Source organism: Mesorhizobium sp. A556 (genome assembly GCF_054489545.1).
Map to the genome: position 1 here is coordinate 1 of NZ_JBTMXA010000027.1, position 19,470 is coordinate 19,470.

19 protein-coding genes and 5 pseudogenes are annotated in these 19,470 nt (G+C 59.3%); 15 read left to right on the forward strand and 9 right to left on the reverse strand.

Annotated elements, in window-relative coordinates:
- On the forward strand, positions 1-182 hold a 182-nt coding region (locus ACX3P0_RS24260), incomplete at its 5' end, for a tyrosine-type recombinase/integrase (protein ID WP_459092236.1).
- Positions 183-258: 76 nt separating this feature from the next.
- On the opposite strand, the gene ACX3P0_RS24265 is transcribed toward ACX3P0_RS24260, so the two are convergent.
- Entirely contained in the window at positions 259-672 is a 414-nt protein-coding gene (locus ACX3P0_RS24265) for a PIN domain-containing protein (protein WP_459092643.1), read from the reverse strand.
- Positions 669-917 (reverse strand): plasmid stabilization protein, encoded by a 249-nt coding sequence (locus tag ACX3P0_RS24270; protein WP_459092645.1) that lies wholly within the window; start codon positions 915-917, stop codon positions 669-671. The genes ACX3P0_RS24265 and ACX3P0_RS24270 overlap by 4 nt, the downstream gene beginning before the upstream one ends.
- Positions 918-1,052: 135 nt before the next feature.
- Here ACX3P0_RS24270 and ACX3P0_RS24275 point away from each other — a divergent pair, with 135 nt between their 5' ends.
- Together ACX3P0_RS24275 and ACX3P0_RS24280 are read left to right on the forward strand one after the other, a co-directional pair.
- Positions 1,053-1,271 carry a hypothetical protein gene (locus tag ACX3P0_RS24275; protein ID WP_459092647.1) on the forward strand — a complete coding sequence of 73 codons (219 nt, stop codon included), beginning with the start codon at positions 1,053-1,055 and terminating at the stop codon, positions 1,269-1,271.
- A 107-nt stretch (positions 1,272-1,378) separates the two neighbouring features.
- Complete coding sequence (locus tag ACX3P0_RS24280; RefSeq protein WP_459081684.1) at positions 1,379-1,573, forward strand: hypothetical protein; 195 nt, start codon at positions 1,379-1,381, stop codon at positions 1,571-1,573.
- On the opposite strand, the gene ACX3P0_RS24285 is transcribed toward ACX3P0_RS24280, so the two are convergent.
- The 5 genes and pseudogenes from ACX3P0_RS24285 to ACX3P0_RS24305 all read right to left on the reverse strand — a co-directional run bounded on the left by ACX3P0_RS24285 (position 1,565) and on the right by ACX3P0_RS24305 (position 7,377).
- Positions 1,565-1,900, reverse strand: coding sequence for an ASCH domain-containing protein (locus ACX3P0_RS24285; RefSeq protein ID WP_459092649.1), 336 nt, complete (start codon positions 1,898-1,900; stop codon positions 1,565-1,567). The two genes, ACX3P0_RS24280 and ACX3P0_RS24285, sit on opposite strands and share 9 nt — an antisense overlap.
- A gap of 1 nt (position 1,901) precedes the next feature.
- Complete coding sequence (gene repC / locus ACX3P0_RS24290) at positions 1,902-3,107, reverse strand: plasmid replication protein RepC (RefSeq protein WP_459092651.1); 1,206 nt, start codon at positions 3,105-3,107, stop codon at positions 1,902-1,904.
- Between the two features lie 158 nt (positions 3,108-3,265).
- Complete coding sequence (gene repB, locus ACX3P0_RS24295) at positions 3,266-4,240, reverse strand: plasmid partitioning protein RepB (protein ID WP_459092653.1); 975 nt, start codon at positions 4,238-4,240, stop codon at positions 3,266-3,268.
- Between the two features lie 73 nt (positions 4,241-4,313).
- A complete protein-coding gene (gene repA / locus ACX3P0_RS24300; RefSeq protein ID WP_459092655.1) occupies positions 4,314-5,522 on the reverse strand; it encodes a plasmid partitioning protein RepA in 1,209 nt (402 codons plus the stop codon).
- A 787-nt stretch (positions 5,523-6,309) separates the two neighbouring features.
- Positions 6,310-7,377, reverse strand: a pseudogene (locus ACX3P0_RS24305) (tyrosine-type recombinase/integrase).
- 271 nt (positions 7,378-7,648) lie between these two features.
- On the opposite strand from ACX3P0_RS24305, the pseudogene ACX3P0_RS24310 reads away from it, so the two are divergent.
- From ACX3P0_RS24310 to ACX3P0_RS24320, 3 pseudogenes are all read left to right on the forward strand, one after another.
- Positions 7,649-8,006: pseudogene (locus ACX3P0_RS24310) on the forward strand (type II toxin-antitoxin system RelE/ParE family toxin).
- A pseudogene (locus tag ACX3P0_RS24315) lies at positions 7,990-8,312 on the forward strand (helix-turn-helix domain-containing protein). Before ACX3P0_RS24310 ends, ACX3P0_RS24315 begins: the two co-directional pseudogenes overlap by 17 nt.
- 115 nt (positions 8,313-8,427) lie before the next feature.
- Positions 8,428-8,777 (forward strand): annotated as a pseudogene (locus ACX3P0_RS24320) (DUF1403 family protein); the annotation flags it as partial.
- 13 nt (positions 8,778-8,790) lie between these two features.
- Here the strand turns inward: ACX3P0_RS24320 and ACX3P0_RS24325 are convergent.
- Positions 8,791-8,892 (reverse strand): annotated as a pseudogene (locus ACX3P0_RS24325) (IS5/IS1182 family transposase); the annotation flags it as partial.
- 374 nt (positions 8,893-9,266) lie between these two features.
- Entirely contained in the window at positions 9,267-9,944 is a 678-nt protein-coding gene (locus tag ACX3P0_RS24330) for a GntR family transcriptional regulator (protein ID WP_459092657.1), read from the reverse strand.
- A gap of 145 nt (positions 9,945-10,089) precedes the next feature.
- Between ACX3P0_RS24330 and dctP the strand changes: the two genes are divergently transcribed.
- The 9 genes from dctP (at position 10,090) to ACX3P0_RS24375 (ending at position 19,318) form a co-directional block, all read left to right on the forward strand.
- On the forward strand, positions 10,090-11,085 hold the full coding sequence (dctP, locus tag ACX3P0_RS24335; RefSeq protein ID WP_459082867.1) for a TRAP transporter substrate-binding protein DctP: 996 nt from the start codon (positions 10,090-10,092) through the stop codon (positions 11,083-11,085).
- Positions 11,086-11,249: 164 nt separating this feature from the next.
- A complete protein-coding gene (locus ACX3P0_RS24340; RefSeq protein ID WP_459092659.1) occupies positions 11,250-11,777 on the forward strand; it encodes a TRAP transporter small permease in 528 nt (175 codons plus the stop codon).
- The gene (locus ACX3P0_RS24345) at positions 11,774-13,090 is read left to right on the forward strand and encodes a TRAP transporter large permease (protein WP_459082871.1); all 1,317 of its coding nucleotides are present in this window, start codon (positions 11,774-11,776) and stop codon (positions 13,088-13,090) included. The genes ACX3P0_RS24340 and ACX3P0_RS24345 overlap by 4 nt, the downstream gene beginning before the upstream one ends.
- The gene (locus ACX3P0_RS24350; protein WP_459092661.1) at positions 13,087-14,430 is read left to right on the forward strand and encodes a malonyl-CoA decarboxylase; all 1,344 of its coding nucleotides are present in this window, start codon (positions 13,087-13,089) and stop codon (positions 14,428-14,430) included. Before ACX3P0_RS24345 ends, ACX3P0_RS24350 begins: the two co-directional genes overlap by 4 nt.
- The gene (locus ACX3P0_RS24355) at positions 14,411-15,925 is read left to right on the forward strand and encodes a malonate--CoA ligase (protein ID WP_459092663.1); all 1,515 of its coding nucleotides are present in this window, start codon (positions 14,411-14,413) and stop codon (positions 15,923-15,925) included. Before ACX3P0_RS24350 ends, ACX3P0_RS24355 begins: the two co-directional genes overlap by 20 nt.
- A gap of 803 nt (positions 15,926-16,728) precedes the next feature.
- Positions 16,729-17,049 (forward strand): hypothetical protein, encoded by a 321-nt coding sequence (locus ACX3P0_RS24360; RefSeq protein WP_459092665.1) that lies wholly within the window; start codon positions 16,729-16,731, stop codon positions 17,047-17,049.
- A 179-nt stretch (positions 17,050-17,228) separates the two neighbouring features.
- On the forward strand, positions 17,229-17,390 hold the full coding sequence (locus tag ACX3P0_RS24365; protein WP_459092667.1) for a hypothetical protein: 162 nt from the start codon (positions 17,229-17,231) through the stop codon (positions 17,388-17,390).
- A 511-nt stretch (positions 17,391-17,901) separates the two neighbouring features.
- Positions 17,902-18,165, forward strand: a complete 264-nt coding sequence (locus ACX3P0_RS24370; RefSeq protein ID WP_459092669.1) for a hypothetical protein — start codon at positions 17,902-17,904, stop codon at positions 18,163-18,165.
- An 82-nt stretch (positions 18,166-18,247) separates the two neighbouring features.
- The gene (locus tag ACX3P0_RS24375) at positions 18,248-19,318 is read left to right on the forward strand and encodes a sensor histidine kinase (protein WP_459092670.1); all 1,071 of its coding nucleotides are present in this window, start codon (positions 18,248-18,250) and stop codon (positions 19,316-19,318) included.
- The last annotated feature ends 152 nt before the right edge of the window (positions 19,319-19,470 follow it).

The window sequence follows — 19,470 nt, forward strand, 5'->3', positions numbered from 1 at the left end:
AAGGCGAGCGGGCGCAAAAATTCTCCGGGCATTCTCTGCGGGCTGGCCTCGCCTCCTCGGCCGAAGTCGACGAGCGCTATGTGCAAAAGCAACTCGGCCACGCCTCCGCCGAAATGACACGCAAATACCAGCGCCGAAGGGATCGGTTCAGGGTCAATCTGACAAAAGCGTCGGGGCTGTAGGCAACAGATAAGACCAGGAGGCAAAGGCCCCCTCCCCTACCCTGCTGCTATGCTGAATAAGCCCGCTTCCTGCGGTTCAGAACTCCCACGGAGAGATCAGCTCGAGGGCAGTCGTGCCGAAGTCGCTCAAATTGCGGGTGGCAAGGCGACCGCCATTCACTCGCGCGATGGCGGCGATCATCCCATCCGGTGCGGACATGCCTCGTCCTTGGCGCGAGGCGGTGCCCATGATTTCACCATATGCTAGGGCTGCCTCTTCGGTCAGCCCGAATATCCGGTCGGCAAAACGGCGGCGCCAATCGGAAAGGCCCTGCTCCAGCCGCCCAGCACGCTGATCGGGCACGATCTTCTGAATCCCGAAAGCGAGCTCCGCAATCGTTACGGTGGGCAATGCAAGCTCGGCATCGTGCCGCACGAGCCAAGCCATGACGGCCGGACTTGGCGCCTTTTTCAGAGTCTCCGAAATCACATTGGTATCGAGAAAGATCAAAGCTCAGGTCCCGTGTGGACTTTGCGTCCTTCTCTGATGATCGCTTCGAGATCGATATCAGTGCCGCTGTTGGTCGACATGCGCGCGTAGAACGTTGCAGCCGGTTCGCGACCGGCTTCACGGACCTCGTAGGACTCCAGCGCACGCTCAACGACGTCCGCGATCGAGCGATTTTCGCGACGGGCAAGCCGGTGAGCAAGGTCTCGCGCCTTGGCACTTCGCACAGAAAGTTGAGGTTCGGCCATGCTTATCTCCTTCGTCCCGAATATAGGCCACCTTTAACTTGCCATCAAGATGGCATCCGCTGGCATGGTATCCATTGCCTAGACCGCCCCTTTGCGACCTCCCTCCCCTGGAAGCATCCAACTTGCAACAGCGCCATGATCATCGCCCGTGAATGTGCCGTGCTTCGCCCGCCCCGTGAGGCTGCGCAGATACCCACGAGTATTATTGGACATTATTTGGAGGTAGCTCAAAACCTCGATCTCAATTTTGGCCGCCAGCCGTCCACAATAAGTGTCCACCCGTTCTGCTCGGCCGCCGGAGATTACCATCCGTCTGATTTCGCTCAACAATCCATCGGCATCCTTGGAAGCTAACGGCGATTGTCTACCATTTAAGACGAATGCGAACTCGGCCGTTTACCGTCCGTGTTCCCGGCTCTGTCACCTCTTCCGACGCGGTGGGCGCGATTTGGAGACGACATATGCAATCCAATTTCGGCCATGCGCGCGAGCTCCTCGAGCAAGCCTGGCTCCAATTGTCGGGCGACGATAAAACTAGCCAGAAATCGCGCCTGGCGATCGACATCCTGGTCGAAGCCGTGGCGACGGCCGAACACTCGAAGCCGTACAGGCAGGCCGAAATCATCGATTTCAGGCGGGCGGCCAAATCAAAGTGAGCCATAGGCCGCCTTTTTCCTAGTCTGCTTCGGATCAACCACCTGAACGATATCGGTCAGCTTGATTTCCGGGTAATGCTCACGCATACAAGCGAGCATGACGTCATCGGGCCACTCATCCTTTCGCCCGGCGAACGCTGCCGCCTGCGAGAGCGGCATGTCCGTACACGAGGTCACAAAAACCGTGACTGCCTTTCTCGGATCGGTGTCACATTCGTAGATCATGAGCCCGGGTTGGATTCTCAGCTCTCGCCACCTGATGGTTGAGGTCTTCTCACCGCTTTCTACTGCCGGAAACAAGCGCTTAACGACCTTGAGCCTCTGCATCCTACCCCGCCATCCTCGACGTCCCCCCATTCGATTTGAACGCCGCCATCAACATCGGGCCGACCGAAAACTCCCCTGCCCTCGCCTTTTCCGTCAGCGCCCGCAGGTATCCGCCCGCCGAATTGATGTGCTGCGCCCTCTGCAGGATGCAGGCGACGACAATCGCCGCGGTTTCCGGCCCCATCGTGTGACAAGCATCCTCATATGCCGACGGCGAAACCCCAAGATATCCACGCACCTGGGCGGCGGTGGCCATTAGATCGCGCCAATCGCCGATCCCATCCAAGGCATAATCGACAATTTCTGGGCAAGCCTTTACCACAAAGCCTAGCGGATACCCTTTCGGCGGTTCCTGCGCTCCCCGTTCAGCCTCGACCGTCGCCCCGCTTTTGTCGGAAGCAGGTTCAAGTTCAAATAAGGCATATGTATTTGAGTCAGATTGCTGCGGCTCATTATGAGACTCATTGGCGCTCGGATTCTGAGTTTCCATGAAGTTTTCCAACATCATATCCACCTCTTCACGCACAGCCGCCAAGGCGCCGACGACGGCCTCCATCTCGTGTAGGACGGCTTTGCGCGGGATAGCCTCCACAATCTCACGGAAACGCCTCCACAGGCCTCCCCAGTCGCCAGGAACGGCTTCCTCGATCGCTGCCTCGATCAGCTTATGGATGTCACGACGATGCAGCGTGATCCGCTCGCGCATCAGTTTGAGGCCACGGTTCTCCGCACGGATGCGTTCGGCCGCTTGCTGAAACTCTTCAGAGCGGGCGAGAAGCGGCGCGAGAGAGAAACCAAAGGCATCTTCAAGCCCCCCTTCCCTGCCCTTGCGGGCGTATCGTTTGCCGTTCGGGCTATCCCGCCGAGTAATGAGACCACAATCCAGCAACGCCGCCAGATGTCGCCGCAGCGTGGCATTCGCCATCCCGTGTGCCCGAAGCGATAGCTGCTTGTTAGAAGGGAACACGATCAACCCGTTCTCCTCCGACAGCTCGTTATCCGGGTAGAACGACAGCAAGCCCGCTAAGACGGCCAGCGACCGGTCCCCGATACCGACAAGGCTCTTGCCTTCGCAGAGGTCGCGGTAGACCTGCCATTTGTCAACGACCTTCCCTTCAGGGATCTCTTGGGAATCCTTTTGCGCTGCCAACAAGGCAAGCGTCATCGTTCGGCTCCCAAAGGGAGTCGTTGCAATATGCGTTTCCATTTCCTTCTTCGCCTTTATTCAGGCAAAAGAATCCTGCTCGCCGGCTTCGACGTCAAAATGCTTGACACTGATTCGTGGAAATGTGATTCTCAGACTTGCAACGGTTTGAGAGAGGCTTCCACGGTTCGCCGTTCGGGGGCCTTTTTCTTTTGCGGCTTCTAGTCTCCTTCCGACTTCCTGAACGATTCATACAGATCGCCCAAGTTGTCGGAAATCCAATCGGCAAAGCGGGTTCCGTTAGCTTCTCCAAGAGCTATCGTCGCTGTCTTGCCGCTACGCTTTACGCTGACGCAGACCGAGTTGTCCTCAGGAGCCCACGCTCGAACTTCTCGCTTCGCCGCGACCTTCCTGACCGACGCGCCCCTTGCATTCAGGGCGGCGAACAATCGCTCAAAGCGTTCGTCGCTTCCCAACTCTCCAAATCCGGGATTGGACACGACGCGGTCTACGGCATCCGCCTTCCTGCCGACGAGCAGTGACAACTCAACCCACCGTTCACGGCCAACCGCCGGAGCCGGTCCGATCTTGTTGATGATGGCGACCGGGATCCTTGAAACGACGGACACCATCTTGGAGATGGCGGCGGCATTGGATGCCAATGCTGCACCAATGATCTCCCTGCCGTAGTTCAAGTCCTCAAGGCGCTTAGCAAACATGGCCTTCTCGACGAAAGTCAGGTTCGCCCGGGCCGAATTTTCCTGCCCCTGGGCTATGACGTGGGTTCTGTCGTCGATGGCCTTTACGACCGCCCTCACCTTGCAGCCGAGTTCTTTGGCGACGCGAACTCGGCGATGGCCAAAAACAATCATATATCGACCGTCGACACTAGGATGCGGACGTATCAAGATCGGGGTGTCCTGCCCTCTCTCCCGGATCGCCTCCAGCAGTTCCTGATATTGCGCCCTATCTTCTCCCATACGGTCGGATACAAACGAGCCGTCGATGAGCTCAGGATCAAGCTCGACAACATGTTCGCCCTCAAGATACGCGTCAGCCTGTTTGGCCAGCTCGCTGACGGAGCGGATCATGGATTTCGAAGCGCCGCGGACTGGATAGGCCACGGCAGAGACAGACGACACCTCGTTAGGGGTCTCCAAATCGACAAGGCCTGCAAGAAGATTCTTACGTGCCATTTCATTCACCTCCAATTACCGCCTAGCCAATTGAAACCACTCGTGAAACCGCTGATTTTGTCAGCCGACAATATCAGCGTCCCCATGCTTCATGGACCAACCCGGCAATTTCACCGTTCACGCCATCCAGTGCTTCCATGGCTCGCTCATAGGTCGAGCGGGTCATGGCGTTCTTTTCGACCTCGTAGAGCGTCTGCTTGGTAATCCCCGCATCCGACACCGCCGTTGATTTCACCATTTGGTTCTTGAGGATGAATTCGCCGAACAGCGTATGCAGGAACGCCACCATTTGGGCCTGTGGCTGATCCATAGGTTCGAAACGGGTAATCACGTATCGGTACCATTCCAGATTAACCGCCGCTCCTGCGGCTCTGATGGGCTCGAGAATATTGCCAAGCATCAGCAGGAACTGCCCCATAGACATGACATCGAGCATCTGCGGGTGGATCGTGATCAAGACCGACGTCGCAGCGGTCAGAGCGGTGATCGTCAGGTAGCCCAATTGCGGCGGACAATCGATGACGACAATGTCGTAGCGGTCATCGACTTCCATTAACGCTGTTGAAATCCGCGTAAAGAACGCCCGACCGACATTGGACGTCTTGTCCGTCATCGCAAGGGGCGTGTCGTATTCGAATTCCTGAAGTTCCAAGTTCGCCGGCACGATGTCGAGATTTGGGAAATTGGTCGGCCTAATGACCTCGAGAAGCGGGACCTTCTCGTCATCATATCGGATCGCGTCATACAGCGATTTAGTCTGATCGAGTTCAGGCTGGAAGCCGTGCAGCGAGGAAAGTGATGCCTGCGGGTCGAGATCGATCGCCAGTACGCGATGGCCGGTGAGAGCGAGATACTGGGCGAGATGGGCAGCCGTCGTCGTCTTGCCGCTACCACCCTTAAAATTCACGACAGCGAGAATCTGAAGTTTCTCACCGAGCCGACGACGGGGAACATACATACGGGCATCAGAACGACCATGCTGGTCCAGATACTGGCGCAGCTCAAGCATCTGCTCGGCCGTATAAGAGCGCCTTCCGGAAGACGAGGTCTCAGGCACCGGGCCCTTGCCTTCCAGATGCAGCTTCTTCAAATGGCTTTGAGAGACCCCGAGATAGGTGGCAACCTCTGCCAGAGAGAATGAACGCAGGCTTTTTTTCGCGAGCGGAGGAAAGCGCTGCATTGAAAGCAGATGCAACTTCTTGGAAATCAAATCGCCTTGTTCGAGAATGTGTTTCTCGAAATGCAACGGCGTTTTCGTCATGACGGGCGAACTCACGTTCATTCGATCGAGCTATCCTAAAAACGATTTTTGGCACGATAACACCAACTAACCGTGATTATGCCCGATTCGCTTCCCCCGGCAAGAACTTTAAAGTTAACAAGACGTTAACCATCAAAAATGCAGCACCGTACCGAATCGATTCATGCCTTTGATTACATTACACTATTTGTCAATTTTGTCCGCCGACAAAACAGTATTCTGCCGCCACAAGCGGAATCCCCTCATAGCGAGGTCAAGCGCCGCCCCTTACAGGTTTTGGCCGCCAAGATGTGGCGAGGTCGCACGAGCGGCCGCTGGGCGATTCTGGCAACAAGAGGGCCTCATGGAAGCGAACCGATTGAAAATAGTCACAAGAATAATCCGTCCCATCTCAGTCTGACACGTCACACCTCGCACCGGTCGTGATTTAAGAGGCGACGAACAGGGTAGGGCGCATATCGCTGCGCCCTGGCCGGCCGTGGTCGATTTGGCTCTTGGCGTCTTCGGGAATTACGATCTCGCCCTTTGATAGCGGGGACGGAATGGGACGACGACCACACGCGCGCATAAGCAGCTTGATCTTACCCAGGATGAAATGGCGATTGTGCTTGGCACAAGTCCTTCCGGCTACAAGAAGTGGAAGCAGGGGACGCGGCAACCCCGTGGCGCGGCTCGGACCTTGCTGCGGATCATGGAGAAAGAGCCCGAAGCCGTCCGATGGGCTCTGTCGGCCGACAAATCCACCGAAGAAAGCCATATCGCCACTGCATCTCATTGAAGATGGGGCAGGGGAGGGCTTTTTCCACGCCTACAGCCCTGATGCTTTGGTGAGGTTGACGCGGGACCGATCACGGCGGCGTTGGTATTTGCGGGTCATTTCGGCGGAGGCATGGCCTAGCTGTTTTTGCACATACGCTCGTCGGCCTCGGACGAAGAGGCAAGCCCGGCTCGGAGCGAGTGGCCGGAGAAGCTTTTTGGCGCGCTCACCTTCGGACAGATCGCCGCGCACGCCGGCAGCAAGGGCGGTGCGCTTGACTAGCGGGCGACTTCCTGAGGTTGAGCCGGTCGGGTCCAACCTGTTTGCCTTGGCCGGTGATACGCCGAAACAGCGGCCCCTGGCCGCTTTTCGCGAATTTCAGCCAGGTTTAGAGCGCGACCAGGTGGCGTCGGCCGAGCCACGGCCGATCTCGACTTCGCGCCAGCCGGTCTTTCCACGCAAGGTGACCAGAATGCCTTTGTCCAAAACCTCGATCCAGCCCGAAGAGTCCCCGGTCTGGTCGGGCAGACAATCGAGGCCGACGATTTCGGAGCGGCGCAGTCCGCCGGCGAAACCGATGAGCAAAAGTGCGCGGTCCCGTCGGCCGCGCAAAGAACCGCGATCGAGCGTCTCCAGCATGGCCAGCAGATCCTCGGGCAGGATGGCTTCTTTCTGCAGCGGCGGTTTGGCGTGGCTGTTGCGAATGCCGGACAGCACCGTTGCCATCTTTACGATCGGGCGGCTGACCGCGCTGCACGTAATTCCAAGTCAACGAAGACATGCGGCGCTCGATTGTCGAGACGGAATTAGGCTTTTTGTCCTTGGTCGCCGTCCCGGCGGCGCCGCCGGAGGCCTGTGCGGTAATGTAAAGCCAACAGTCTGCGGATCGGGCGGCAACACCTCGAGATTCTGCCGCCGCGCCCAGGCGCAAAAATGCTTCCAGTCCGACGCATAGGCGCGGCGCGTGTTGGCGGAACTGGCTGCCTCGACGTAGCTGCGTGCTCGATCGGCAAGCCCCTCCAGATGCGCCGGCAATGCGGTTTTCGGTGGTGTCAGCAGGGCAGGGGGCTTTTGTGGCGCTGTCGCCTGTGCAGGATCAGGCGTGCTGCCCATCTCCATGACGATATCGACGATGTCGCTAGCGGCTGGCGTTCCAGCGACATCCCGCCTGGCCGCCTGCAGGTTAGGGTGCGGGGGACGTCCAGGGGTTTGGTCAACAAGTAAGGCCATTGCTTCGGGTACTTCGGGCTGTGGTTTTTCCACTCAGGATCGACAAGAGCGAACCTGCATGTCTCAATGTGAGGCCAAACGCTGAGCCTGTCCATTACCCGGCCCACCGCGGATAGACCGGCTGGCGCTTGAAACTCTAGCCCCAGTGTTATCTGACTGCATGACGGAGAGAACCTTCAAGACGGCCTGGCTTGCCAAGGCGGCGCGCAATGCGCGGATCAATGATGCCTAACCTTGCAGGGCAATCGTGCAGGTTGCGCTCGGGCTGGCCGACGATCTCGGCGGCGGTGTGTTCAAGAAACGACTTAATGCATCGCTCTATCGTTCTGGCGCGCTCCGGTCGTTTCTGGGTTTTCGAGTATCTGTTTGCCAAGCAGGACCGGGCAAACATCGACGAGAGGGAACTCGTCCAGTTCCGCAGGTTGGCCAAGGCCTATTCGGATCTGAGCGACCTTCAGATCGACCAGCTGGTAGCGGAGAAGGATTTTTTGGCGATGTGCCATGACCAGGATCGTTAAGTACACGTCCGACGCCTTCGAGGCGATCCACAGCTCGGCGCGCGCGCTGCACATGGTCGGCGCCATCAACAAGGCGACGATGCGCAGTTTTGACGAGAGCTGCCTCGCCGCACCCGTTGGGCTTCAACTGGACGAGATCAAGGCATTGCGGGAAAAAACCATGTCAGCCAGCCGGTGTTTGCGCTGCATTTGAACACCTCTGAATCGACGGTGCAGAAGTGGGAGAGCGGCGCCAAGCGGTCGAGCGGCATGGCGCTGAAGCTGCTTTCCGTGGTCGAAAAGCACGGGTTGGGTATGCTCGGCTAGCGATTTTCAATTACGAACGATAAGCAATTATCGGTCTTTTATTCCGCACGACAGGCGGTGCGGATGATGTCGAATAAAGTGGCATCAAGCGCACGACCACGGTAGATTGCCGGCCATGATTCTTTCGCCTGAACGCTCCGCGCTCCTTCAAACCGCCCCGGCCGACGCCGCGCCGGTTCCTGTGCCGGCCTGGCTGCGCCGCGCCGCGCCGATGCGCAAACCGTTGCCGGCAAAGAGATCGAGGACATCGCGCTCGTCGACGGTGCTGCCATCGGCGCGCTCGACGCGGTGGTCCGCCGAGAAGAGCGATGGGCCGGCGCCTGGCGCCAGCGGCTGGCGCTTGGCACCGCGACGGTAAGCGTGAAACAGGCGGGCCGCGTCGAGGACGAGGCAGTCCTTCGCGACGCGGTGCTGCTGACGCGACCGGGTGACAATGTCGGGCCTGCCGGTCGCTTGCTCCTCGCCTAGCGTCGGCTGGCAGCACGCGCCGGTCGTCTACCCGCGGCACCCCGTGCGATAGGGGAAAGAACGGCTCGATCCGTCGCATTTGCGCCGGCGACAACAGTAGCAAATCATCCATTGCGGCACCTCCGGCCACAATGAATCAGTGATCCCTCGACCCCTCAAGCTATTTAATGGGTCCTGACCCCAGCGAGAAACCACCGGACCACGTCGCGGGCACCGTTTGGACCTCGCAGTCATGCGCCGACTCTCGTGCGCTCGCGCAGTTAAGTCGATCGAGCCGATCCGCGATTGGGTCTACGCCCTCGTTGCCCGCGATCGGTATCGTTGGTTCGGGCGAGCCGACTATCGCGCCTTGTTGATGCCGGAGCAGCGCTCTCGCCTCGTGTAGAACTGCAATTACTTTGGCTTGACAGGTGGTCCTCGCCGAACGAAAGCAGCATTTCTTGATAAGTTGACAACTCCCCCGCGCGGCGCTGCCGATGCAGCCGATCACGTCGTTTGCGGCGGCACGCGCAGGTGATATTTCGCGAAATTCGCCATGAGGTCGTGCAGGTTCTCGCCCTGGATCGCAATGTGGCTGCGCAGCGCATGGGCGGCCCGCTCGGCATCACCCTTTCGAACCGCGTCCTGGACTTCGCGATGCTCCTGCATGGACTGCCGCAGCCGCCCGCGCACGCGTAGCTGGAGCCGCCTGAACGGTTTGAGACGTTTGTGCAATTTGGACGCTTCCTGGGCCAGGAAGGAATTACCGCTGGCGTGATAAAGCACGTGATGGAAGCGTTCGTTTTCCCGATAGTATTCGTCGGTGTCGCCTTTTTTCTCGGCTTTCTGGCAAGCGATCGCGGCCTCCTCCAGCCTGTCGAGTTCTTCATCGGTGATGCGCCGCGCCGCAAGACGACCGCACATCGCCTCCAGTTCGGCCATGACGTCGAACATCTCGATCAGCTTGATGAAGCTCGGATACCGCACGAAGACGCCGCGGCGCGGGATCGTCTCCACAAGACCGGAAGCGGCCAGCGCATGCAGCGCCTCGCGCACCGGCGTGCGCGATACCGAAAAGCGTATGGACAGCGTCACTTCATCGAGCCGCTCGCCGTCGGCGAACTCGGCGGCCATGATGGCCTGTTCGAGTTCCTCGCGAATCCTGTCTGCGTTCCTGAGTTCCATGCCCAACCCTAGCGTGGAGCGCTGCATTCAACAAGAGTCTTTTTGTATACAAGAGCGTTGACATAGAGTGCACGACCGCTAGAGTGCCCATGGCTTGGAGGAGCCCGGATAAAACGCAGCGAAATATCTGCAGGGAGGAATAAAAATGAAATCCTATCTCGCAATTCTGGCCGCGACCGTCGGTCTTTCGATCGCCTGCACAGGCAATGCCGGCGCGCTTACGTTGAAAGCGTCGCATCAGTTTCCCGGCGGCAAGGGCGATCCGCGCGACGAAATGGTGCAGATGATCGCCAAGGAGGCGAAGGCCGCGAATGTCGATCTGACGATCCAGGTTTACCCTGGCGCCTCGCTTTTCAAGGCGAAGGACCAATGGAATGCCCTGATCAAGGGACAGCTCGACATCACCTCGTTTCCGCTGGACTATGCGAGCGGGCGCGTGCGCGAATTCGGCGCCACGCTTATGCCAGGCCTCGTGCGCAACCACGACCGCGCCCAGAGGCTGAACGATTCCCAGTTCATGAAGGATATCAAGGCCAAGATCGACGAAGCCGGCGCTATCGTCCTGGCGGATGCCTGGCTGGCTGGCGCGGTTGCCTCCAAGGAGGGTTGCATACACAAGCCGGAGGACATCAAGGGCCTGAAGATCCGCTCAGCCGGTCCGACCTTCGCCGCAATGTGGCAGGCGGCGGGCGCATCGATCGTCTCGATCGCCAGCAACGAGGTTTACAACGCGCTGCAGACGGGCGTCGCCGAAGCGACCGACACAAGTTCGGCGAGCTTCGTTTCCTACCGCATCTACGAGCAGGTCAAGTGCATCACCGCGCCCGGCGATAATGCGCTCTGGTTCATGTACGAGCCCGTGCTCATGTCCAAGAAAACCTTCGAAAAGCTCTCGAAGGAGCAGCAGGACGTCATAATGGCCGCATCCGAGAAGGCCGAAAAGTTCTTCGATCTGGAAGCCCGCAAGCTCGACGCGAAGATGGAGAAGGCCTTTAAGGATCATGGTGTCGAGGTCATTACCATGACGCCCGAAGAGTACGATGCCTGGATCGCCGTCGCCAAGGAGAGTTCCTACAAGCAATTCGCCGAGGAAGTCCCGGACGGCCAGAAGCTGATCGATGAAGCTCTCTCCGTGAAATGACCGAAAGGAGGCCGAACCGACGCAAGTTGCTTCGGTTCGGCCTCTTTCGTCTCCCGGAACGCCGTGCGTCCCAACCGGACGCGTGAAGTGCGTTCCGCCGGCAATCATTTACGGTCCGGCACTTCCGGGCCGAGGCCCGTCAGGCACCAAACAGGAGAGGGATGATGGAAGTATTCATCCGAACGGTCCGACAAATGTCGATGCTGTGCGGGCTCGCCGCGGCCGCGCTCATCTCGGCCGGCGTGATCGTCGTGTGCCATATGGTCTTCGCGCGCTTCGTGCTGGGCTCGAACACGATCTGGCAGACCGATTTCACGACCTACGCAATCGTTGCGGCAACGTTTCTCGGCAGCCCTTACGTGCTTCTGACGCGCGGGCACGTCAGCGTCGACATCCTGCCCCACTATCTCGGCAAGACCGCACGCTTTCGCCTGGCGATGCTCTCGGCCGGGATGTCGCTGTGTTTCTCGCTCGCCATGACCTGGCTGGCCTGGCACTACTGGTGCGAATCGTGGACGGGCAATTGGCTGTCGGACACCATGTGGCGCGTCCGCCTGTGGATCCCTTTCGGGGCGATGCCGTTCGGCTTTGCCGTGCTCACGCTCCAGTACATCGTCGACGTCTATTGCCTCGCCACAGGACGAGACCTGCCATTCGGCATCCCGGTCGAACATGAAGGAGAACCGGCATGAACCCGGCGATCGAAGGCGGCATTGTCCTTGTCGTCACCCTTTTGGTGCTGTTGTCGGGCGCGCCCGTGGCCTTTGGTCTCGGCTCCATCGCCCTTGTCTTCATCGCCATCTTCGAAGGCTTCGGTGCGCTCAACATCGCGGCCGAAACCTTCTATGGCGGCCTCAACGATTTCACGCTCGTCTCCATTCCGATGTTCGTGATGATGGGGGCCGCCATCGGTTCCTCACCGGCCGGCCGCGACCTCTATGAGGCACTCGACCGCTGGTTCTACCGGCTGCCGGGCGGTCTCGTCATCTCCAATCTCGGCGCCTGCGCGCTCTTTGCCGCGCTGACCGGCTCTTCGCCGGCGACCTGCGCCGCCATCGGCCGCATGGGCATCCCCGAGATGCGCCGTCGCGGCTATCCCGACGACGTGGCGACGGGTTCGATCTGTGCCGGCGGAACGCTCGGCATCCTGATTCCGCCATCCATCACCTTCATCCTCTATGGCATCGCGACCGAGACCTCGATCGGCAGGCTGTTCCTCGCCGGCGTCCTGCCCGGCATCATGCTGACCAGCTTGTTCATTCTGTGGACAGTCTTCCTGCTGTGGAAGCGCGGCTTCCACGCCTATGCCGCCGATTTCCGCTATACCTGGAAGCAGAAATTCGAGTCCCTTCCCAAGGTGGCACCGTTTCTGGCGATCGTCATCGGCGTGATGTACGTCCTCTATGGCGGTGTCGCGACGCCGTCCGAGGCAGCCGGCGTAGGTGCGGCGCTCTGCGTGCTTCTGGCCGTGATCATCTACCGGATGTGGCGGCCGACAGACTGGTGGCAGATCCTGCGCGACACGACGCGGGAATCCGTCATGATCCTGATGATCATCGGCTCAGCGGTGCTCTTCGGATACATGCTGACCTCGCTCTATCTGACCCAGACGCTGGCCCAGGCGATCGCCGACATGGACGTCAACCGCTGGGTGCTGATGTTCCTGATCAACATCTTCCTGCTCGTCTGCGGCTTCTTCATTCCGCCGGCGGCGGTGATCCTGATGACGGCACCGATTCTGCTGCCGATCATCACGGCGGCCGGCTTCGATCCTATCTGGTTCGGCGTCATCATCACCATCAACATGGAAATAGGCCTTATCCACCCGCCCGTGGGGCTCAACATCTACATCGTGAACTCCATCGCGCCCGACGTTCCGTTGACGCGCATCATGTGGGGAACGCTGCCTTTCGTCGGGTGCATGATGCTGCAGATCGTCATCTTGTGTTTCTTCCCCGAGATCGCCACATGGCTGCCTACCTATCTGATGGGGCCTGGAACGTGAGCCGAACGAGCTTCCTGCAGGATCTTCTCGCGACCATCTTCGAGCGGGCCGCGCCACGCACGCCCAGCAACGACCGCCGCTCCATGAAGGAACTGTGCGCCGCGCTCATCTCGGAACAGGGCGAGGCGTCGGGTTCGTCCATCGCCACGGCCATCCTCGACCGGTACGAGGGCTCCTCTGCGGAGGAGAAGGCGGCGTTCTTCCGGCTGCTGGTCGAGGACCACGATATCGATGCGGACGCGATCATTGCAGCGGCCACGGCCTACAAGGATGCCCCCGACGCGGACATACTCGCCCGTCTTGTCGAGGAATCCGAACCGCCGAGACAGGAATTGCTGCGGCGGCTGAACCGTCTGCCGGGCGCGACCGGAAGGCTCGTCAAGATGCGTGAAGATCTGCTTCTCACGCTGAAGACCGATCCCTCTTTCGGTCGGGCCGATATCGATTTCCGGCATCTTTTTGCATCGTGGTTCAATCGCGGCTTCCTGGTGCTGAGGCGGATCGACTGGGCAACGCCAGCCAACATTCTCGAAAAGATCATCGCCTACGAAGCGGTTCACGCGATCAATGACTGGGACGATCTGCGCCGCCGGCTGCAGCCGGCGGACCGGCACTGTTTCGCGTTCTTCCACCCGGCGATGCCGGACGAACCACTGATCTTCGTCGAGGTTGCCCTGACCGACGCCATTCCCAACTCGATCGAAGCGTTGCTCTCGGACGAGAGGGATCCGATCAGCGAGACCGAGGCCACGACGGCCGTCTTCTACTCGATCTCGAATTGCCAGCGCGGGCTGGGCGGCATTTCCTTCGGGAACTTCCTTATCAAGCAGGTCGCCACCGACCTGATGCTGTCGCTGCCTAACCTCAAGACGTTCGTGACGCTCTCCCCCGTGCCGGGCCTGACCAGATGGATGCGCGAGGAGGCACAATCGACCGCCGATGACGGCCATCGCAAGCTGCTTTCGCGGCTGATCGAGGCGCAGTCCTTCGACGATCTTCAGGCCGACGGCCAGACCCTCACCGCACTTGCCGCCGAATATCTTGTCAGGGCGAAGCGAACGGACGGCCTGCCGCTCGACCCCGTCGCACGGTTTCATTTCGGAAACGGAGCAAGTCTGGAGGCCATTCATCCGTTCGCCGATCTGTCTAAGAAAGCGCTCTCCCAGTCCTGCGGCGTCATGGTCAATTACCGCTACGACCTCAAGACGGTAGAAGCCAACCATGAACTGTTCGCGCATAAAGGCGAAGTGGTCGCGACGCGGGCGGTAAGATCAATGCTTGGGGCCGAACGGCCAGGGCGAAATACACGGAGAACAGAAAATGCCCAACGTGCTTTATGATGCGCTGTTGGCGCCCCATCGGGGCAATTCCAAGCCTTTCCTCCTCCTGAAGGACGGCGCGATCGTTTCTTACGACGCGTTTCTCAAGCTCTCCGCACAGATGGCCCATGTGCTGCAGGCTTTTGACATCAAGCCCGGCGACAGGGTGGCGGTGCAGGTCAAGAAGAGCCTGCAAGCGCTGGCCCTCTATGCCGCCTGCATCCAGGCCGGCGCCATTTTCCTCCCGCTCAACACCGCCTATACGCCGACCGAAGTGGACTATTTCGTCGACAATGCCGAACCCGGCCTTCTCGTCTGCGACGAGGCTGCCCGCGAGGCGCTCACGCCGATCGCCGAAAAGGCGGGGGCGCGGCTGCTGACGCTTGACGGCGACGGCACGGGGACGCTGGCAAGCGAGGCGGAGGCGCGCCCGGAGCTCTTCGAAACCGTCCCGCGCGGCGAAGATGATCTGGCGGCGTTTCTCTACACGTCGGGCACCACCGGCCGTTCGAAAGGCGCAATGCTGACGCACGGCAACCTGCTTTCGAACGCGCACTCGCTGGTGGAAGCGTGGCGCTTCGATGAAAACGACGTGCTGCTGCATGCCCTGCCGATCTTCCACACGCACGGCCTGTTCGTCGCCTGCAACGTCGTCCTGCTGGCCGGCGGCTCGATGATCTTCCTGCCGTCCTTCCAGGCCGATGAGGCAATCGAATGGCTGCCTAGGGCGACCTCGATGATGGGCGTGCCGACCTTCTACACGCGGCTGCTCGATGACCCGCGCTTCACCCGGCAACTTGCCTCCCATATGCGGCTCTTTACCTCGGGCAGCGCGCCGCTGCTCGCCGAAACGCACAACGCGTTCGAGAAGCTGACCGGCCATCGCATTCTCGAGCGCTACGGCATGACCGAAACTAACATGACGACATCGAACCCCTATGACGGCGCGCGGCGCGCCGGCACGGTCGGCTTCGCGCTGCCCAATGTCGAGATTCGCGTGGTCGATCCGGATACGCGCGAGGTGGTGGCAAATGGCGGTATCGGCATTCTCGAAGTGCGTGGGCCGAATGTCTTCAAGGGCTATTGGCGGATGCCGGAAAAGACCAGGGAGGAATTCCGCGAGGACGGCTTCTTCATCACCGGCGACGTGGTCACGATCGACGAGGACGGCTATGTCCAGATCGTCGGGCGTGCCAAGGACCTGATCATTTCAGGCGGCTACAACATCTATCCGAAGGAAGTAGAACTGTTGCTGGACGAGCAGGATGGCGTGCTTGAATCCGCCGTGATCGGCGTGCCGCATCCGGATTTCGGCGAAGGCGTCGTTGCCGTGGTCGTCCCGAAGAAAGGCTCCGCCGTCGACGAGCAGGCGATCCTCGACGGCATCCGGGACAAGATCGCCCGGTTCAAGCAGCCGAAGCGCATCTTCGCAGTCGACGAACTGCCGCGCAACGCCATGGGCAAGATCCAGAAGAAAGCCTTGCGCGACCTCTTCGTCGACACCTTTCAAGGCTAGGCAAGAAGGTTTTGTTACAACCGTTGACTGGAAACGTAAAGAGGCCTGACCCGTGGCCAATTATGCGGCAAGAATTGCGAACTGTTCGGCCAGGGAGGCGCATCCCCATCTCCACTCAATGCAGGAGACGCAGCAAGCCAACTGATTGGCGAGCGCAACCGCGTTCAGGCTGACGCCATCCGCCGCCGCGATGTCGACCTTTCAATGTCCTTCAGTGTCGCCGTGACCCCGCCAGAGGTGGAAAAGCCGAAGCAACAGCAGGTTGAAATCTTCGTGACGCGAGACTTACTTATGTCGCCAACGCCTCAACAGTGAATTGCTGGGAAACGGTCAGCCGCTGGGTTAAAAGGTCTGTGCCGGAGCCGGTTGCCAACGCTGCCGTTGCAGCTGGCTTCGCACTTCGCATCGATACGCCCGAGGGACAGGACGCTTACGAGGCAGATCAGCGATACCGTGCGACCGCTTTGTCATCATTAAGCGTCCCGGTTCCCTTTGAGGAGTATCACGACCTTGGAGACCCGCTTGGTTTCTTCGACGGTGCCGAGAGCAATCGCCGGTCTTATCAAAGCGGCCTAATCCAATCCACGGCGGTTCCTCCAGCCGCCGTGGATAGCCGAGCCTGCCTTGGTCCGAGGTGCATTTAGCGGCTCGGCCCGCTTGCGTGGTTGGGGACACGCAACGGACGGTGGCCGCCCCTGGCGCAAATGTTAGGGGCGGCCGCCGAAAATGACCTGCTGGCAATCGGGAACGTTTCGGCATCTTTCAGGTTGGGATTAGTCCGCAATCAAAATTGGAGAAACGCGATGTTCATCAAAATTCTAGCGGCTTCGGTCTTAACTCTTGGTCTCGCGACGACAGCGATGGCTCAATCAACCACACCTGACGCCAGCGCCACGCCAACGGCAACCCCCGATCCATCGGTATTCGACAAGACTGAAACCATGGCAACGTTCTACACCGACAGCGACATGAAAGCTATGAAGTCAGACGAGGACTTCAAAGCTGCGTGGATGGCGATGGCTCAGGAAGATCGGGATGCCTTCTCGAAGGAATGCGACACCGATACTGAAAAGCTACACAACGATTTTTGCGAGAAGACCAAACAGCTCGGCGGTGCAAACTAATCGGCGCGATCCGCTAGGCCTTAACTCTGAAAAAGCCCGCTCGGATTCGTCTGGGCGGGCGATCATATTGCTGGCGATTGTGGAATGACTCGCATTCCTGTCGGGAAAGCGCATGATGGCCGATGACCCGAGTTCGCCTAAATCATAAGCTTGACTGCAAAGCCTGCGGGACGATCCAGATGGATATCCCTGAGGACGCGACCGAGTATTCCGAAATTCGTTGCAGCAACTGCGGCGTCGGGATCGGAGAATGGGGCGCTCTACAGGATGATTTCGCCAGCCAGATCCGTGACGCTGCGTCCATCGACCTGAACCACGGCACAATCACCAAGCAGTCCTGAAACGGCTATTTTAGCCTGAGAGACTGCAGCAGGATACGAGCTTCCCTGACGATTGATGACCGGTTCATCCCGATTAGCTGGATAATGCCCCTGATCTGATCATCGGTTGCACCAGTTTCTAAGGCGAGCGTTCGCACGTATTGCGTAAGGGCCGATTGCGAAGCAGATTGAGCCATAAGTGTTCCAATTTCGCCCACAAGGAGCCGACTCGCGGATGATACTCCCCTCAGACGCAAAAAGCCCGCCACCTTGCGAGGAAGATGACGGGTAATTGGGTCGAGGAATGGGAGACCTCTAATCGCGGCTGGGAAGCGCGGCTGGCGTTCAAACGACGATGTGGCAATTTGTTCCGCGTTGAAACGTGAGACGCGCTCTGCTGCGTTTTGCTTGACACCCACCAATGTTCTTGTATTGTTCACGTACTGCAAGCCCCTCGCAGTACGGCCCGGCCGACTTTGCCTTCCCCTCCCAACGGTAGGGCCAACCCTTCGTATGAAGGACGATCTCATCAATGTCCGACAACGTCCTGCCCCAACAGAAGCACCCCAAGCTGATCGTCGTCGTCGCGTTCGACCGTGGCGAGGATGGAGAGTTATTCCCATCCTTCGGCCCGGCCGATCAGCAGAGTGAGGATCGAGCGATCAGGACGGCAAGGGCGCTGGCCGACAAGCACGTCGGCGTGATTGCCTGGAGCCGTGAGGCCAACCCGGATATCGGGGAGTACGGTCCACCGACGACCCTATTCGTCAGCGGTGATGTGCCGGACATGGAGTGACTGTGACTCCGCTACAGACAGGCATCCCACAACTCTATACCGTGCATGCAGGCGATATCCGCCACAGATTGGCTTCACGCCTATGTTCCATCCCATCGCGAATGTCGAAGACGCCCAGACTTTGGCGCAGGCTATCGTCAATACGATCCCCGAGCCTTTTCTCGTGCTTGACGAGCAGTTTCTTGTGCTGGCGGCCAGCCGCTCCTTCTACCAGGCGTTCAAGGTCGACCCAGAACAGACCCAAGGATCGCTGCTCTATGCTCTCGGTGATGGCCAATGGGACATTCCAGCACTTCGTCTGCTTCTGGAAACGATCATTCCTGAGAAGACGGCGATGGACGGTTTCGAGGTGAATTACGATTTCCCCAATATCGGCTACCGCACGATGTTGCTCAATGCGCGAAAGGTCATCTACGATCACAGCAAAGCCATCACCATCTTGCTCGCCTTCACCGACATTACGGCCCGCCGCGCAATCGAGCGGGAAAAGGAAGAGCTTCTGGGCCGAACCGAAGAACTGCTTCGCCAGAAGGATGTGCTGCTTCGCGAAATGGAGCATCGGGTTGCCAACAGCTTGCAGATCATCGCCAGCATCTTGCTGATAAAGGCCCGATCGGTCACCTCCGAGGAAACACGCCAGCATTTGAAGGACGCGCATCAGCGGGTCATGTCGGTTGCCGAGGTTCAGCGGCATCTTCACGCCTCGACCGGACTAGACGAGATTGAAGTGGGTTCCTATCTGTCGAAGCTATGCAGCAGCCTGGCTGCCTCAATGATTGGAGAAGACCTCGCTATTGCGGTGAAGGTCGTGACCGAAGGCGGCAGGATCGATTCACAGAAGGCTGTAAGCCTGGGCTTGATCGTCACTGAGCTGGTTCTCAACGCCATCAAATACGCCTTTCCGAAAAAGAGAACCGACGCACTCATTCAGGTTACCTACGAGACCGATGGCAGCGATTGGAAGCTGACGGTCTCGGATAACGGCGTTGGAAAACCCGTCAGCGCCACACCAAACGCGGGCTTGGGAACGGCAATTGTGGAAGCGCTTGTGAGCCAGCTTGAGGCTCGAACGGATGTCACTACTGGCACATCCGGAACAGTCGTGTCGATCACAAGGGCGACGTTCACGCCTCGGCTCCCCGAAGCGGCATAACCCCGCGCTGGAGTTCAAACAAAAACCCGGCCATGCATCAGGACACGCAGGCGGTGAGATTGGCTGAAATACGCAAGAAAAAAGCGGGCCGTAATGCCCGCTTCCCTTCGGTCTTGAGACTTGTACGCCGCCAGTACATTCGTGGTCGGCGC

Coding starts and splice junctions, on each gene's coding strand:
- ACX3P0_RS24370 (WP_459092669.1), top strand. CDS start 17,902: ATGTCCGACAACGTCCTGCCCCAACAGAAGCACCCCAAGCTGATCGTC.
- ACX3P0_RS24345 (WP_459082871.1), top strand. CDS start 11,774: ATGAACCCGGCGATCGAAGGCGGCATTGTCCTTGTCGTCACCCTTTTG.
- ACX3P0_RS24280 (WP_459081684.1), top strand. CDS start 1,379: ATGCAATCCAATTTCGGCCATGCGCGCGAGCTCCTCGAGCAAGCCTGG.
- dctP (WP_459082867.1), top strand. CDS start 10,090: ATGAAATCCTATCTCGCAATTCTGGCCGCGACCGTCGGTCTTTCGATC.
- ACX3P0_RS24270 (WP_459092645.1), bottom strand. CDS start 917: ATGGCCGAACCTCAACTTTCTGTGCGAAGTGCCAAGGCGCGAGACCTT.
- ACX3P0_RS24355 (WP_459092663.1), top strand. CDS start 14,411: ATGCCCAACGTGCTTTATGATGCGCTGTTGGCGCCCCATCGGGGCAAT.
- repA (WP_459092655.1), bottom strand. CDS start 5,522: ATGAACGTGAGTTCGCCCGTCATGACGAAAACGCCGTTGCATTTCGAG.
- ACX3P0_RS24360 (WP_459092665.1), top strand. CDS start 16,729: ATGTTCATCAAAATTCTAGCGGCTTCGGTCTTAACTCTTGGTCTCGCG.
- ACX3P0_RS24275 (WP_459092647.1), top strand. CDS start 1,053: ATGATCATCGCCCGTGAATGTGCCGTGCTTCGCCCGCCCCGTGAGGCT.
- repC (WP_459092651.1), bottom strand. CDS start 3,107: ATGGAAACGCATATTGCAACGACTCCCTTTGGGAGCCGAACGATGACG.
- ACX3P0_RS24365 (WP_459092667.1), top strand. CDS start 17,229: ATGGATATCCCTGAGGACGCGACCGAGTATTCCGAAATTCGTTGCAGC.
- repB (WP_459092653.1), bottom strand. CDS start 4,240: ATGGCACGTAAGAATCTTCTTGCAGGCCTTGTCGATTTGGAGACCCCT.
- ACX3P0_RS24285 (WP_459092649.1), bottom strand. CDS start 1,900: ATGCAGAGGCTCAAGGTCGTTAAGCGCTTGTTTCCGGCAGTAGAAAGC.
- ACX3P0_RS24375 (WP_459092670.1), top strand. CDS start 18,248: ATGTTCCATCCCATCGCGAATGTCGAAGACGCCCAGACTTTGGCGCAG.
- ACX3P0_RS24340 (WP_459092659.1), top strand. CDS start 11,250: ATGGAAGTATTCATCCGAACGGTCCGACAAATGTCGATGCTGTGCGGG.
- ACX3P0_RS24330 (WP_459092657.1), bottom strand. CDS start 9,944: ATGGAACTCAGGAACGCAGACAGGATTCGCGAGGAACTCGAACAGGCC.